11 protein-coding genes are annotated in these 16,107 nt (G+C 38.3%); 10 read left to right on the plus strand and 1 reads right to left on the minus strand.

From position 1 onward, the window contains the following. The 7 genes from thiS (at position 1) to AC6ER8_RS06210 (ending at position 8,928) form a co-directional block, all read left to right on the plus strand. Entirely contained in the window at positions 1–198 is a 198-nt protein-coding gene (gene thiS / locus AC6ER8_RS06180; protein WP_497077844.1) for a sulfur carrier protein ThiS, read from the plus strand. Between the two features lie 5 nt (positions 199–203). Continuing rightward, positions 204–974 (plus strand): thiazole synthase, encoded by a 771-nt coding sequence (locus tag AC6ER8_RS06185; RefSeq protein WP_497077845.1) that lies wholly within the window; start codon positions 204–206, stop codon positions 972–974. After that, positions 974–1,579, plus strand: coding sequence for a thiamine phosphate synthase (locus AC6ER8_RS06190; protein ID WP_497077846.1), 606 nt, complete (start codon positions 974–976; stop codon positions 1,577–1,579). The genes AC6ER8_RS06185 and AC6ER8_RS06190 overlap by 1 nt, the downstream gene beginning before the upstream one ends. Beyond that, the gene (locus AC6ER8_RS06195; protein ID WP_497079650.1) at positions 1,570–2,328 is read left to right on the plus strand and encodes a hydroxymethylpyrimidine/phosphomethylpyrimidine kinase; all 759 of its coding nucleotides are present in this window, start codon (positions 1,570–1,572) and stop codon (positions 2,326–2,328) included. The genes AC6ER8_RS06190 and AC6ER8_RS06195 overlap by 10 nt, the downstream gene beginning before the upstream one ends. 453 nt (positions 2,329–2,781) lie before the next feature. Further along, positions 2,782–3,621, plus strand: coding sequence for a uracil-DNA glycosylase (locus AC6ER8_RS06200; RefSeq protein WP_497077847.1), 840 nt, complete (start codon positions 2,782–2,784; stop codon positions 3,619–3,621). 70 nt (positions 3,622–3,691) lie between these two features. After that, positions 3,692–6,319 (plus strand): aminopeptidase N, encoded by a 2,628-nt coding sequence (pepN, locus tag AC6ER8_RS06205; protein ID WP_497077848.1) that lies wholly within the window; start codon positions 3,692–3,694, stop codon positions 6,317–6,319. Between the two features lie 287 nt (positions 6,320–6,606). Then, on the plus strand, positions 6,607–8,928 hold the full coding sequence (locus tag AC6ER8_RS06210; RefSeq protein WP_497077849.1) for a sensor histidine kinase: 2,322 nt from the start codon (positions 6,607–6,609) through the stop codon (positions 8,926–8,928). Here AC6ER8_RS06210 and AC6ER8_RS06215 read toward each other — a convergent pair. After that, positions 8,925–9,455, minus strand: a complete 531-nt coding sequence (locus AC6ER8_RS06215) for a methylated-DNA--[protein]-cysteine S-methyltransferase (protein WP_497077850.1) — start codon at positions 9,453–9,455, stop codon at positions 8,925–8,927. The two genes, AC6ER8_RS06210 and AC6ER8_RS06215, sit on opposite strands and share 4 nt — an antisense overlap. 1,144 nt (positions 9,456–10,599) lie before the next feature. On the opposite strand from AC6ER8_RS06215, the gene carB reads away from it, so the two are divergent. The 3 genes from carB to AC6ER8_RS06230 all read left to right on the plus strand — a co-directional run bounded on the left by carB (position 10,600) and on the right by AC6ER8_RS06230 (position 16,063). After that, the gene (gene carB / locus AC6ER8_RS06220; RefSeq protein ID WP_497077851.1) at positions 10,600–14,085 is read left to right on the plus strand and encodes a carbamoyl-phosphate synthase large subunit; all 3,486 of its coding nucleotides are present in this window, start codon (positions 10,600–10,602) and stop codon (positions 14,083–14,085) included. A gap of 245 nt (positions 14,086–14,330) precedes the next feature. Then, positions 14,331–14,540 (plus strand): cold-shock protein, encoded by a 210-nt coding sequence (locus AC6ER8_RS06225; RefSeq protein ID WP_100128310.1) that lies wholly within the window; start codon positions 14,331–14,333, stop codon positions 14,538–14,540. A 320-nt stretch (positions 14,541–14,860) separates the two neighbouring features. Beyond that, positions 14,861–16,063 (plus strand): pyridoxal phosphate-dependent aminotransferase, encoded by a 1,203-nt coding sequence (locus AC6ER8_RS06230; RefSeq protein WP_497077852.1) that lies wholly within the window; start codon positions 14,861–14,863, stop codon positions 16,061–16,063. Positions 16,064–16,107: the final 44 nt, after the last annotated feature.

A 16,107-nucleotide genomic window follows, 5' to 3' on the forward strand; every position in this document is an offset into this window, starting at 1 on the left:
ATGCAAATATTTGTTAATGGTGAAAAAATTCAAACAAAGGCCTCTTTTCTTAATCTCTTGCTTGTGGAATTGGGGTATGAAGGAGAGTGGCTCGCAACAGCTGTTAATGCACAAGTTATTCCTGTAGAGGCGCGCGATCAATTTATTTTGTGTGAAGGAGATAAAGTAGAAATTTTAAGCCCAATGCAAGGAGGCTAATCTTTATGTTGAATCTTTATGGACGTGAATTCTCATCCCGTCTACTGTTAGGTACAGCGCAATATCCCTCACCTGCAATTCTGCGTGATGCTATTCATAAATCGAATACAGAAATTATAACCGTTTCGTTGCGCCGAGAAAGTGCCGGTGGAAAAGGAGGGGGACAATTTTGGCAATTCCTTCAAGAGCTTGATATAACGATACTTCCCAATACTGCAGGTTGTTACACTGTTAAAGAAGCAGTAACGACAGCCCATTTAGCTCGTGATCTCTTTAAAACCTCTTGGATTAAACTCGAAATTATTGGTAATTCCGATACTTTGCAGCCCAATGTTTTTTCTTTAATTGAAGCCGCAAAAATTTTAAACAGTGAAAATTTCAAAGTTTTTGCTTATACAACCGATGATCTTATTGTTGCTGAAAAGCTTCTCGATGTTGGTTGCCGTGTCATTATGCCTTGGTGTGCCCCTATTGGATCGGCAAAAGGCCCTCATCATACTGATGGACTGCGTTCTATCCGCGCTTACCTTCCTGATGTTACTCTTGTGATTGATGCCGGCATTGGGCGTCCATCCCATGCTGCGGTTGCGATGGAACTGGGTTATGATGCGGTCCTTCTTAATACCGCAGTTGCTAAAGCAGGTGATCCTGCCTTGATGGCTGAAGCATTTTCTAAAGCTATTCAGGCAGGACGTATGGGATATAAAGCCGGTATTCTCGAAGCACGCAATGTAGCGGTTCCTTCAACCCCTGTTATCGGTAAAGCGGTCTTTTGATGAAATTAGATCCATTTTACCTCATCGTTGATAATGCTGATTGGGTTGAACGCTTAGTTCCTCTTGGTATTAAGCTCATACAGTTGCGGATGAAAAACGAAGAGCTTCAAAAAATCCATCAACATATCAGACGCGCAAAAAATATCTGTGATCAATGGGGGGCACAACTCATTATTAATGATTATTGGCGCATAGCCATTGATGAAAAATGCGACTTTATTCATCTTGGACAAGAAGATCTAAGCAATGCTGATCTTCCCGCAATTCGTAAAAATGGCATAAGATTTGGTCTTAGCACCCATGATGAATATGAGTTGGATAGCGCACTCTCTGTTCATCCTGATTATATTGCTCTTGGTCCTATTTATCCAACAATCTTAAAAAAAATGAAATGGCAACCTCAAGGGTTAGAAAAAATTAAACAATGGAGAAAACAGATTGGGGATTTACCTTTCGTTGGCATTGGTGGTTTAAACCCAGAACGCGCAATAGATGTGTTGAACGCAGGAGCCAATAGCGCGGCTGTTGTTACCGACATTATCCTGCATAAAAAACCCGAAGAGCGAGTAAAACAATGGCTTACGGTAACTCAGCCATGGCGTTAACACCTTCTATTCTTATTGTTGCAGGCACTGATCCAACAGGTGGTGCTGGCATTGTTCGTGATATAGAAACAGCTGCCTATTTTCACATCAAAGCAAATTTAGCCATCACTTGTGTCAATGTACAAGATGATCATCACGTTGCTGAAATTGTCCCCATGAATGAAAAACTGATTGCCGCACAAATGCGCAGTGCCTTAGAGGCTCATTCCATCAGCGCAATAAAAATTGGTATGACAGGAAATCAAGCAATTATAGCAGCAATTTGTCGTGTCCTTGAAGATTATCCTCATATTCCCGTTATTCTTGATCCTGTACTGGTTGCCTCATCAGGAGGAAAGCTGACAACAGAAAAAGTTATAGAAATTATGATCAATCAGCTTCTTCCACGTGTTACTCTTTTAACACCAAATAGAGACGAACTCGCTGTTCTCAGCCAAACCCCTTTAGCATCTCATCATGAAGAGATAATACAACAAGCAAAAACACTTTTATCATTGGGAGCCCGTTCTGTTTTAGTAAAAGGGGGACATGCAGAGGGCCCCCTTGCAATTGATAGCTTCATTGACAAAATGGAAATCATCAATATTTCTGCTCCCCGTATAAAAGGAACAATGCGTGGAACAGGATGTATTCTCTCAAGTGCTATTGCGGCTCATTTAGCACTCGATGAATCTCTTATTTCAGCTGTAAAAAAAGCAAAAGAATATACCCACACATTGCTTTTAAATCATTGTAAAAACAATTCTTAAAGTCCTCATATTTTCTCATATGAAAGTAATATTAATATCTTTTATTTATATGATTAATATTTTTTAATAAAATTTATCAACAAAGATAAAAATATAATAATAAAAAGTTTATAACTAAAATTATAAATAGAATATGATAAATTTCATTAATTATTAATTACAGAATATAATGCTTACAAATATTATTATTTATTACACTTGCATTCAGTCTAAAACTCTTTTACCATGAAGATATTAATTCTTTTTTAGAAGATAATATACTGAAATTTAAACAATTTGTACATTTAACAGGTGTGTATAATCACAAACACCTGCATTTTACGATCTAGCTTTTTTATGATAAAGAAAAAATGCTATCATCGTTCTTATATAAGAACGCTAACAAAAATATTTATAAAACTTGAAGGATAATTTTGTTTGATCTATAGTCGTTAGATCATTAGAAAAAATAAAATGCTCAATCAAACACCGTACTCAATTTCCTATGAAGAACTCTTAAACTTTTATAAAGAAAGTGGTGCGGATGCTGTTCTGACAGACTTACCGATTGATCGTTTGAAGTCGTCTGCTTGTTCAGAGAAAAAAATAACACCTGTTGTGGATATTTCTCATAATCAACGAACATCCCCCAAAACATCTCCAACCATAAAATTAAATCATCATACGCAGCATAACTCTAAGGTCATACAAAATGACCCTGCAGCTGTCGAGAGTGCCAAAAATGCAAAGACACTCGATGAATTAAAATCTGCTCTTCTTGCATTTAATGGTTGTTCATTAAAGTTGACAGCAAAAAATACCTGTTTTTCAGATGGAACAGCAGGAAGCCCCCTGATGCTCATAGGCGAAGCCCCTGGACGAGAAGAGGATATACAGGGAATTCCTTTTGTGGGAAAGGCAGGAATGTTACTGAATAAAATTCTAGCATCAATTGGCTTAACAAGAGATAATGTCTATATCGCCAACACTATTCCTTGGCGCCCACCAGGCAATCGTACACCAACACCAAGAGAAGTTGCCTTGTGCCGCCCTTTTATTGAACGGCACATTTATTTAGCACGTCCTCGTGTGCTTATAGCGCTGGGAGGCGTTGCTGCACAATTTCTTACGGGATCTCAAAATGGGATTATCCGAACACGAGGGAAATGGCATGTTTATGAAAGTGAAGATAATATAAAAATACCTGTTATGCCAACTTTTCACCCTGCTTACCTTCTTCGAACCCCTAGTCAAAAAAAGCTTACATGGATAGACTTTTTAGAAGTAAAAAATCGTCTCGATAACCTTGTATGATTTTTAATCTTCTTTGTCTTTAAAATTAAGCACTTTCTTTAAACTGTAAAAATACGAATGGGAGAAAATTATGAAACAGCCAACAACACCTATTTATCGTTTGGAAGACTACCAACCAACCCCTTACACCATTCCTAAAACACAACTTTCCTTCCAATTAGCACCAACAAAAACCTCTGTTACAGCCATATTGTCTATTGAGCCCCGTCAAAATACAAAAGAATTAACACCTCTCGTGCTTTCGGGTGATGATCTTACTTTAATTTCTGTTGCGATTAATGGTGAGACATTAGCCCCAAACGCTTATAAAGTTACGCCTTCACGTTTAGAAATTACCACGCCACCAACGGCTCCTTTTACATTGAGTTTGGTTACGGAAGTAAATCCTGAAAGCAATCGCCAACTTATGGGGCTTTATCTTTCAAATGGTGTTTATTGCACACAATGTGAATCCGAAGGTTTTCGTCGTATGACTTATTTTTACGACCGCCCAGATATTCTTTCTACCTATAGAGTGAAAATTGAAGCCGATTCCCAAACAAGCCCAATCTTGCTTTCAAACGGTAATCTGGTGGAAACAGGAACGTTAGAGAATAATCGTCATTTTGCTATTTGGGAAGATCCTTATCCCAAACCATCGTATCTCTTTGCTTTAGTCGGTGGAGATCTTGATAAGTTAGAAGACCATTTTACAACTGTATCTGGACGACGTATCGAGCTTGGTATCTATGTAGAAAAAGGAAAAACAAAACGCGCTGCTTATGCAATGGATGCACTCAAACGCTCCATGCGTTGGGATGAACAATGTTTCGGACGCGAATATGACCTTGATATTTTTAATATTGTTGCTGTTTCCGACTTTAACATGGGCGCAATGGAAAACAAAGGACTTAATGTTTTTAATGATAAATATGTTCTTGTTGACCCTGAAACAGCAACCGATCAGGATTATAGAAATGTTGAACGTGTCATCGCCCATGAATATTTCCATAATTGGAGTGGTAATCGTGTTACCTGTCGCGATTGGTTTCAACTCTGTTTAAAAGAAGGTTTCACTGTTTATCGTGATCAAGAGTTTTCATCCGATCAAAATGTCCGCAGCCTACAGAGAATTGAAAATGTAAAAATATTAAAAGCAACGCAATTTGCCGAAGATGCTGGACCTCTCGCTCATCCTGTACGTCCTCGCCAATATAGCCAAATTAATAATTTTTACACCACAACTGTTTACGAAAAAGGTGCTGAAGTGGTTCGCATGATACGAACGATTTTGGGTCCTACTCTGTTTCGGAAAGGCACGGATCTTTATTTTCAACGCCATGATGGACAAGCCTGTACAATTGAAGATTTTATTGCTTGTTTTGCTGAAGTATCTCATCAAGACTTCTCTCAGTTTATGCTGTGGTATGAACAGGCAGGCACCCCCAATGTAGAAATAGACAGCCACTATAGTGATGGTGTTTTAACAATTCATGCAAAGCAACATATTCCTGCAACCCCACAACAAAATATAAAAAAGCCCATGCTTATCCCTATTGCATTTGGTTTGTTAGGATCTAAGGGAGAAAAACTTGCTTATGAAGCGGATACAGATATTCAATCAGATGTTATGCTGCTGTCTAAGGAAAGCCAAACATTCACATTAAAGGGTCTTCGTGAAAAACCTGTTTTATCACTGCTGCGAGATTTTTCTGCACCAATCATTTTACAGACGCCATTCAATGAAAGCGAACTTATTTTTCTTGCGCAACATGATGACAATCACATCAATCGCTGGCAATCTCTTAACCAATTAATGACGCAAGCTTTAATTCAAAGCATTCAAGATAAAACACAAGAAAAAGCAACACTTCCCTCTGCTTTGCTCAATCTCATTGAAATGATCCTAACAGATGAAACGTTAGAGCCTGAATTTCGTGCCTTCTGTTTAAATTTACCTAGTGAAGTTGAGCTTGCTCATACAATCGGTAAAAATATTGATCCAGATCGTATCCATCAAATCCGTAATCAGTTTCTCGTTTCACTTGCACAAACACACCAAGAGCTCTTAACAAAGTTTTATGCGCAAATGGAAAGTAATGAGCCCTATTCCCCAAACACTGTACAAGCTGGAAAGCGAGCCTTAAAGAATATCATACTGGATTACCTTTCTATTGCTGAGGACAATCCAAACCGTGCTGCAACACAATATGCAACAGCCAACAATATGACTGACCGTATGGCGAGTATTGCTGTTCTCGTGAAGCGTTTTAACAAAAGTGAGCAGGCACAAAATGCTTTAAATGATTTTGAAAACCGCTATCGGCATGATCCTTTGGTCATGGATAAATGGTTCTCTATTCAAGCAATGGTTGCTGGTGCATCAACTTTGGAACATGTTCAAAAGCTCATGCAACACCCACTATTTTCACTAGATAATCCTAATCGTGTACGATCCCTAATCGGTGTCTTTGCCTCTAATAACCTCACGAGCTTTAACCGACTGGATGGAGCGTCTTATCATTTTCTTTGCCAAATCATTTTGGAAATTGACAAAAAAAATCCACAGCTGGCTTCACGGTTATTAACAATGATGCGCTCTTGGCGACAATTAGAACCCATTCGTCAACAAAAACTTGAAACCGAATTAAAAACAATTGCTGCTGCGCCAAAATTATCAAGCGATGTCGCTGATATCATCGATCGTCTGCTCACTTGAAACAAAAGAATATTTTAAATCAATATGCTATAATATTTTTTAAAATAAATTCTACCAATACCTTGATCATCATTAAACCGATAAACAAGCAATCTAAACTTGTTTATCGGTCATGTTTTTAATACCTTTGCCTCTTCATATTCCACATTCATAAAAGTAAAATACTTTTTTTTAAAAAAAAGACTGGACAGAAGACTCCTGTTTTGATTCACTGCACTCGATGGGGTTACTCATGCAAATCGAAGCAGTTTTTAAATCACATTATTCCGGAATTAAAGGAACAAGAGATGACTAAATTGGACGCATATGATGCGCCAACGGAGATGTATGCTGATTCAAAATCGAGCGCTCAAAATCATAAAGCGCAGACAAAGCGTATTCATCTTTTTTCTGGCGCTTCCTATCAAAAGCTTCTCTTTATTGAACCTTGGTTACGACGCTTTCTTCCATTTGTTATTGTCACATTTCTTATTGTCCTTGCAGCAATTCGTTTTGTATCACTCTATGATTGGCGCGATACAATTGACAAAAGCACGCGCTCTACCCTCGCTCTCTTAGCTTCTCATATTGCCAATACAATTGAGCGTGACTTATTGGCTTTTTCTCAGAAAGGAAAAGTCTCTGCCCTTTCTCATGATCATTTGCAAAATATCCTCACCACCTTGCGCAATCAGGACCTTATTAATTCCAGCACTCTAATGGCTATCGTTGATCAAAAAGGCAATGTCTTAGCTTCATCCAGTTCACAGATTGTCTTAGGAAAAGCTTTACAAGATTTTATTTCTGACAGCATTGCTTTACAAGCTCTTGGACAACACGTTGGAGTAATGAAAATCACAATAGGCAAGGATATCCCTGCTCTTGCTTCATTCCACCAAACAAAAAACGGGCAATATGGCGTATTCATTAGCGAAAAGTTACAAGATAGCGCTATGGAATGGCGCAAGTTTTTTTCGCTTAATATAACGCTATTCATCGGAACGTGCGGTATTATTCTTGTTCTTCTTTATGTTTATTATAATCAACTTTTACGTGCACGTAAAACAGATATTATTTCAGAAAAAATTCAAAACCGTATTGATATGGCTATGATGCGTGGACGCTGTGGATTATGGGATTGGAATATGGCAAGTGGACGCGTCTACTGGTCACGAGCAATGTACGAAATGCTTGGCTATATCCCTCAAGATGCATTGCTCTCAATTTCCCAAATTAGCGCCATTATTAATCCGAATGATGCCAATTTTTTTGACCTTGCTCAAGAATTAATGGGAGGCAAAAAAAAACATATCGATATCAATATTCCCATGCGTCATGCGGATGGTCATTATGTATGGATGCGACTTCGCGCTGAAGTTACTGAAGAAGAAGAACCCCATTTGGTTGGTATTTCTTTCGATATTAGTGAACAGCAACAATTGGCTGAACAAACAGCTCAAGCAGATCTTCGTATTCGTGATGCGATTGAAAATATTTCAGAATCTTTTGTGCTATGGGATGCTGAGGGGCGTTTAGTTATGTCCAACAGCAAATTTTGTGAATATGCTGCTATTCCTAAACAAATTCTACAATCAGGAATCCAACGAGAAACCGTCGAAGCCATGGCTCGCCCTGCACTCAGTGAATATCCCCTCAAAGATGATGGTACTGGCAACTTAACCAGTATTCGTCAAACAGCCGATGGTTATTGGCTTAAAATTAATGAACGGCGGACCCAAGACGGAGGATTGGTTTGTATTGGTACTGATATTTCTGAGCTTAAACAACAACAGGAAAAATTTGAAGACAGTGAAAGGCGTCTTTTTTCTTTTATTCAAGAACTCAAACGTACACGGGGCAGTGCTCAACAACGTGCAACAGAAGTTGAGAAACTTAATAAAAGTCTGAAAGAAGAAAAAGAGCGTGCTGAAAGTGCGAATAAGGCTAAATCAGAATTTTTAGCCAATATGTCTCATGAATTGCGCACGCCATTGAATGCTATTCTTGGCTTCTCAGATATCATGCTGCAATCAACTTTTGGCCCTCTTGGTTCACAACGCTATAAGGAATATATGCATGATATTTATAATTCAGGGACCCATCTTTTAACTCTTATCAATGATATCCTTGATATGTCAAAAATCGAAGCTGGAAGATTTTCGCTTGATTGTAAAAATACCGATCTCGAGCCCATTATTAGTGAAGCTGTACGAACACTAACGCCTCAAGCTCAAGAAAAAAATATTGCTGTTACAACAAACATTACCCCACAACTTCATGCTGAAGTTGATGGTCGTGCAATGAAACAAATTTTTCTTAATCTTATCTCTAATGCTGTTAAATTTACGCCTTCTGGCGGAAATATTGATGTCTGCGCTTTTCGGAAAAAAAATAATCTTATTTTTAAAATTACCGATACAGGTGTTGGTATTCCGCAATCAGCCATTAAAAAACTTGGGCAGCCTTTTGAACAAGTTGAAAATCAGCTTACAAAATCTCATACGGGCTCAGGTCTTGGGTTAGCTATTTCACGCTCTCTGTTAGAACTTCATAAAGGAAAACTTGAAATTACTTCAAAAGAAATGAAAGGAACAACGGTAACCATTATCATGCCTATTACACAAAGTTAAATTTTTTTATCTCCATTTTGTTCCCGTTGGAGCAAAATTTGTTTTCGTTTAGCTCCCCAACGATACCCTGAAATAAAACCGTTCTTCCGCACAACACGATGACACGGAATGATGACAGCCAATTCATTACGGGCACACGCATTCGCAACGGCACGAAAAGCATTGGGCATCCCCACACGACACGCTAAGACCTCATATGAAATTGTTTCACCACACGGGATTTCACATAATAGTGCCCATACTTTTCGTTGAAAAACTGTACCCTTTATATCTAAAGGGAAATCACATTTTTTTACCGATTTAGGTGTTTCTATCATAGCTATAATATGAGCGACTTCTCTTTTAAATGTATCATCACCCACAACGTGTTGTGCATCACCAAAGCGTACCGTAAACTCCTGTAATAATTGCTCTGTGGTATCGCCTAACGCAGTATAACAAATCCCCTTTTGAGACTTAGCCACCAAAAGTTTTCCTATGGATACATCTTTCAGACAGAAAATTCTCTTTTGAGAAATGTTCAACATTTTAATTTTCTCTCTATTTAAAAAAGTTTTGAACATCATCCCTAAAGTCAAAGGAGAGTATTGATTAGCTTTTAAAACCCAACAAAATCATTTTGAGATTATTTTTATCGTTATTATCCTAAAATACTACTTTCCTCATTTTATGGAATGAAATCATACAGAAATTGACGTTCTTCCTCTCCTCAAACCCCAAGACTACAACCAGAGACAATCTTTAAATAATCTAGCTTTTTCTCTCACAGTTTCCAACTCCAACCACTTCAAATGGTTTACTTCATAAAGGCTCCTAACAAACTCTAAATTAGATTTTATCACACACCTAAAAAACTTTAACAAAAAATATCTCATGTCTCATGTTATGCTCTATATCACACCGCTCTAAACCGTATTATTTTACCAAACAACACAATAATCTCCCTATTTTTACAGCAAAACATTGATTTATATAGATAATATAGCATTATTTATATCGAATCCTTCCCCGAGTATCATAAGGTTCTTTCATTTCACATCTCCCTTATGTTGACTCAATCCAAACCATTCCCTTGCACATCAAAAGCTGGACTGGCTTATTGGATAAGAACTGTATAATAAAATGTCTTTTCATGAATCGTCATACGTGCCAACGGCTGTCGCAACACTCAAAGGCTGACACAAGCGTGTGATGGTGCCGACTTTCTCCTTCATAAGCATCAAGATGGGGGTGCTCAATATTTATAATTTATAGGATTTTATTATTATACCATTCATGAGCGCCGCTGTGAAATGGGCTTGAATGCCTTGAGAGGTCTCTCTTTAAAACAAGCCCGTGAATGTGCAACATATCTATATGCCATTTGGGGTGTTCTGTTTTACGAAACTCTATTGAAACATCAATAATGGTTTATGTTTTATTCCGCACAAATACTTGAATAGTTTCATTCTTTGGAGCACTCTTATTTTTCTATCCAAGGTTATCCTTTTGATATATTGATAAAGTGCCCCAATTTAAAAAAATATCTTCAATTTTATGAAAAAAAAGCATGGAAAAGGTATTTTAGTGCTTACTTTCTTTGTCACTTAACTTATAAAATGACTGTTACCTCAAAACTTAAATATTTTTCTTGCCACAATCGTGCACGGATATTTGTCATAGGAAAAAGCCATGCCCAAACGCACAGATATAAAATCTATTCTTATCATCGGAGCAGGACCTATTATCATTGGTCAAGCATGTGAATTTGACTATTCCGGCACACAAGCCTGTAAAGCATTAAAAGAAGAAGGGTACCGCATTATTTTGGTGAATTCTAATCCTGCTACGATTATGACAGATCCAGATCTCGCTGATGCAACTTATATAGAGCCCATTACACCTGAAATTGTTGCAAAAATTATTGCTCATGAACGTCCCGATGCCCTTTTACCTACCATGGGAGGACAAACAGCTCTCAATACCGCTTTATCATTAAAGCGTATGGGGATTTTAGACCGCTATCATGTTGAAATGATAGGCGCTAATGCAGAAGCTATTGATAAAGCAGAAGATCGTGCTTTATTCCGCCAAGCAATGGCAAAAATCGGTTTGGAAACACCAAAGTCTATGTTAGCCAATGCAACAGAATTAAAAGAAGAAAATCGCCAACAACATGCAAAAACGCGTGCTGAACTTAAAGAAAAACTTTCTGGTGCAGCCCTTGAAAAAGCCCTTGAAGAACTTGAACGCAATTGGCGACATACCGAAGCTGATCGCAAACAACATTATATCGCTCATGCAACAGCAAAAGCAGTTCAAGCGCTTGATGTTGTTGGGCTTCCAGCGATTATTCGTCCTTCATTTACCCTTGGTGGGACTGGTGGTGGAATCGCTTATAATCGCTCTGAATTTTACGAAATTATTGAACGTGGGCTTGAAGCTTCTCCGACAACAGAAGTTTTAATTGAAGAAAGTGTTTTAGGGTGGAAAGAATATGAGATGGAAGTTGTTCGTGATAAAAACGACAACTGTATCATTGTTTGTTCTATTGAAAACATTGACCCGATGGGGATTCATACTGGTGATTCGATCACCGTAGCCCCTGCCCTTACCTTAACCGATAAAGAATATCAACGTATGCGCAATGCTTCGATTGCTGTTTTGCGTGAAATTGGTGTTGAAACAGGTGGATCCAATGTACAATTTGCTGTCAATCCTGAAAATGGACGCCTTATTGTTATTGAAATGAATCCTCGTGTTTCTCGCTCTTCAGCGCTCGCTTCAAAGGCAACCGGTTTTCCCATTGCCAAGGTAGCAGCAAAACTTGCTGTTGGTTATACACTTGATGAATTAAAAAATGATATCACCGGTGGAGAAACACCAGCGTCATTTGAGCCTTCTATTGACTATATTGTGACCAAAATTCCTCGTTTTGCTTTCGAAAAGTTTCCTGGATCATCACCTGTCCTCACGACAGCGATGAAATCTGTAGGAGAGGTCATGGCCATTGGACGTACTTTTCAAGAATCATTACAAAAAGCACTCCGTGGACTTGAAACAGGACTTACCGGTCTTGATGAAATTGTCATCCCAGAACATGCTGAAGGTGATGAAAGAAGTTCTATACGCTCAGCCATTGCCATACCAAGTCCTGATCGTTTACGCTATATTGCTCAAGCTATGCGTGCAGGCTTACCTTTAAATGAAATTCACCAAATCAGCAAAATTGATCCGTGGTTTTTAGAGCAAATAGCTTCCATCATTGAAATGGAGCAGCGTATTCGCATCCATGGATTACCCCAAGATGCAGATAATTTACGTATGTTAAAAGCTATGGGATTTTCAGATGCGCGATTAGCCACCCTTACCGGACAAGAACCCGATGATATCGCCACTTTGCGAAAATCACTGAATGTTAAACAAGTCTTCAAACGGATTGACACTTGTGCTGCTGAATTTTCTTCCCCTACAGCCTATATGTATTCAACATATGAGGTTCCCTTTGCAGGTATAGAGCACTCAGAAGCACACGTTTCTGAACGCAAAAAAATTGCTATCTTAGGGGGTGGTCCAAACCGCATTGGACAAGGAATTGAATTTGATTACTGTTGCTGCCACGCGGCTTTTGCACTACGCGATGCGGGCTTTGAAGCGATTATGATTAACTGCAATCCTGAAACCGTTTCAACTGACTATGATACCTCTGATCGTCTTTACTTTGAATCTTTAACAACAGAAGATGTTATCGCTATTTTAGAAGCAGAAAAGGAAAAAGGTGAACTGGTTGGAGTCATCGTCCAATTTGGTGGACAAACGCCATTAAAATTAGCAAGCGCTCTGGAAAAACACAATATTCCCATCCTCGGTACTTCACCTGACGCCATTGATTTAGCGGAAGATAGAGATCGCTTTCAAAAACTACTCTTTAAACTTAACTTAACACAACCTAAGAATGGCATTGCTCACTCTGTCGAACAAGCACGTCTTATTGCCCATGAACTAGGTTTCCCATTAGTTGTCCGTCCCTCTTATGTTTTAGGAGGACGTGCTATGCAAATTATCCGTGACGAGCGAAGTTTGCAAAATTATTTACTTGAAACTGTTCCTGAATTAATTTCTGAAGATATCAAAGCCCGTTATCCCAACGATAAAACAGGACAAATCAATATATTGCTTGGTAAAAATCCGCTTCTCTTTGATACCTATCTAACAGAAGCCATTGAAGTCGATGTTGATTGTCTTTGTGATGGCAAAGAAACACTTGTTGTTGGCATTATGGAACATATTGAAGAAGCAGGAATCCACTCCGGTGATTCAGCGTGTTCCCTACCCGTTCATACGCTCTCACAGAACATCGTCGCTGAATTAGAGCGCCAAACTAAAGCATTAGCACAAGCCCTTCATGTTCGTGGCTTAATGAATGTACAATATGCTATTAAAGATGACACCATTTATGTCTTAGAAGTCAATCCCCGTGCTTCACGAACAGTTCCATTTGTTGCAAAAACAATTGGTCGCCCTATTGCTAAAATGGCTGCACGTATTATGGCTGGAGAAACACTTCATAATGCTCTCCAGGCTTATGGTGGTTTACCTGCTTCGCAGAAAACACAACATATGGCAGTCAAGGAAGCCGTGTTTCCTTTTGCCCGTTTTTCAGGTGTTGATACACTCCTTGGTCCAGAAATGCGCTCAACCGGTGAAGTTATGGGGCTTGACTATGAGTTTGCGCTTGCTTTTGCTAAGGCACAACTTGGAGCTGGTGTAAAGCTCCCCAAGGAGGGAACTGTATTCGTTTCTGTAAGAGATGAAGACAAAAGGCGCATCTTAAATCCTGTAAAACGTTTAACAGAGCTTGGCTTTTCTGTTGTTGCCACAAGTGGAACACAAAAGTTTCTCACCGAACATCATGTTCAAGCAGAAAAAATCAACAAAGTTCTAGAGGGACATCCGCATATTGAAGATGCTATTCGTAATCGCCAAATTCAATTGATTTTTAATACAACCAGCACAGCCAGTGCTATCTCAGACTCCAAATCATTACGTTATGCCGCCCTTATGCAAAATGTCCCCTATTATACAACAATAGCAGGGGCTGAAGCTGTCGTAGAAGCGATCAAAGCACTCAAAAAAAAGCGCCTTGAAGTACATTCCCTGCAAAGTTATTTCAGTTAAATTTCTTGCTATGTGAAAAATATAGGCTTTTTCGATTTTTTCTTTGTATAAAAAATAGCAATTAAAGCTTGCTTTTTATGCTAAAGGCTTTTATACGGGTTTTATCGAATTTTCGGTTACGTGACTTTCTTTCCTGTGCGTTCTGCACTTTTGACGAAACCTCTCCCACCTAATTTCGATCTGCAATCGTACTGAAGAATTATAACTTCAGTACACACTATAATTATATATCTAAGGAGTTTCCTATGTCTACAGGAACAGTTAAGTGGTTTAATACAACAAAAGGTTTCGGATTTATTCAGCCTAGTGATGGCAGTGCAGATGTATTTGTACACATTTCCGCTGTTGAGCGTTCTGGTCTAAGCAATCTTAATGAAGGACAAAAAATTTCTTACGATGTTCTTCAAGATCGTCGTTCAGGAAAATTTGCCGCTGGCAATCTTGCAGCTCTTTAAAATTTAAACTCTGCAGTATTTTATTCAAAGATCTTCGTCATTACAGACGAAGATTTTTTTTATTTTGTATAAAAAAAATTGACCTTGATAAAGAAAATCCCTGTTTATCTATCTTAAATAATTTATCAAGACATTCCTATGCTTCTTCTAAAACTTTCATAAAATCTAACAGCAATAACCTTGTAAAAACCTCCAAAAAAGAACAATATAAAGTCTGTGTAAGAGTATTTTGGAAGTTTTTTATTGCATACAGTATAATCTCTTATAGAATATCCTTAAAGCAATAACTATTTATTGATATAATATAAGGATTTTAAATTATGGCTTTTATTGCCGACAAGCTGTCTCGCATCAAACCTTCTGCAACAATTGCTGCTTCCCAAAAGGCCCGTCACTTAAAAACATTAGGGCGCGATGTTATTGCTTTAAGTGCTGGAGAACCAGACTTTGATACCCCAGACAACATAAAAAACGCAGCCATTGAAGCTATTCGAAGAGGAGAAACAAAATATCCTCCTATATCTGGAATTCCCGAATTGCGTCAAGCAATTTCTGCCAAATTTAAAAGAGAAAATAACCTTCTTTACCAACCGGAACAAATTATTGTTGGTACCGGTGGAAAACAAATTCTCTTTAATGCATTAATGGCAACTTTGAATAAAGGAGATGAAGTCATCATTCCGTCCCCTTATTGGGTAAGTTATCCAGAAATGGTTGCTCTTAATGATGGTACACCTGTCTTTCTAGAAACAAAAGCCGAATTTTCTTATAAACTCCAACCACAAGAGCTTGAAGCAGCCATTACTCCTAAAACAAAATGGTTCATCTTTAACTCTCCTTCAAACCCATCAGGTGCCGCTTATACATATAATGAATTGAAAAGCCTCACGGATGTTTTAGTAAAATATCCTCATGTCTATATCCTTTCCGATGATATCTATGAACATCTCACCTATGAAGATTTTACCTTTGTAACGCCTGCTCAAGTAGAACCCGCACTTTATGAGCGTACACTCACAATGAATGGTGTTTCTAAAGCCTATGCGATGACAGGCTGGAGGATCGGTTATGCCGGTGGACCACAAGAACTCATTAAAGCAATGGATATCATTCAAGGTCAGCAAACATCTGGTACAAGTGTTATTTCACAATGGGCTGCTGTTGAAGCACTCAATGGGCCGCAAGACTTTATTGTTAAAAATAAAAGTATTTTTCAAGCACGCCGTGATCTCGTTGTTTCCATGCTAAACCAAACTCCTGGAATTCATTGTCCAACACCCGAAGGTGCTTTTTATGTTTATCCCTCTTGCGAAGAACTTATTGGCAAAAAAACACCGAACGGTCAATGTATTAAAAATGATGAAGACTTTGCTATAGCGCTTCTAGAAACAGAAGCTGTTGCTGTCGTCCAAGGATCGGCCTTTGGGCTTGGATCTGCTTTTCGTATTTCTTATGCCACATCAGAAAAATTACTTGAAGAAGCTTGTACACGTATCCAACGCTTTTGCAATAATTTAATTTAAAAATTTTAACATCATTTCTCGTGATCATTTTTTGCCAAATATCA

The organism is Bartonella sp. SL320 (genome assembly GCF_059687635.1).

What these genes read in the sequence shown, in the direction of transcription:
- AC6ER8_RS06230 (WP_497077852.1), top strand. Translation starts at nt 14,861, where the DNA reads ATGGCTTTTATTGCCGACAAGCTGTCTCGCATCAAACCTTCTGCAACA.
- AC6ER8_RS06225 (WP_100128310.1), top strand. Translation starts at nt 14,331, where the DNA reads ATGTCTACAGGAACAGTTAAGTGGTTTAATACAACAAAAGGTTTCGGA.
- carB (WP_497077851.1), top strand. Translation starts at nt 10,600, where the DNA reads ATGCCCAAACGCACAGATATAAAATCTATTCTTATCATCGGAGCAGGA.
- AC6ER8_RS06200 (WP_497077847.1), top strand. Translation starts at nt 2,782, where the DNA reads ATGCTCAATCAAACACCGTACTCAATTTCCTATGAAGAACTCTTAAAC.
- AC6ER8_RS06185 (WP_497077845.1), top strand. Translation starts at nt 204, where the DNA reads ATGTTGAATCTTTATGGACGTGAATTCTCATCCCGTCTACTGTTAGGT.
- pepN (WP_497077848.1), top strand. Translation starts at nt 3,692, where the DNA reads ATGAAACAGCCAACAACACCTATTTATCGTTTGGAAGACTACCAACCA.
- AC6ER8_RS06215 (WP_497077850.1), bottom strand. Translation starts at nt 9,455, where the DNA reads ATGTTGAACATTTCTCAAAAGAGAATTTTCTGTCTGAAAGATGTATCC.
- thiS (WP_497077844.1), top strand. Translation starts at nt 1, where the DNA reads ATGCAAATATTTGTTAATGGTGAAAAAATTCAAACAAAGGCCTCTTTT.
- AC6ER8_RS06195 (WP_497079650.1), top strand. Translation starts at nt 1,570, where the DNA reads ATGGCGTTAACACCTTCTATTCTTATTGTTGCAGGCACTGATCCAACA.
- AC6ER8_RS06210 (WP_497077849.1), top strand. Translation starts at nt 6,607, where the DNA reads ATGACTAAATTGGACGCATATGATGCGCCAACGGAGATGTATGCTGAT.
- AC6ER8_RS06190 (WP_497077846.1), top strand. Translation starts at nt 974, where the DNA reads ATGAAATTAGATCCATTTTACCTCATCGTTGATAATGCTGATTGGGTT.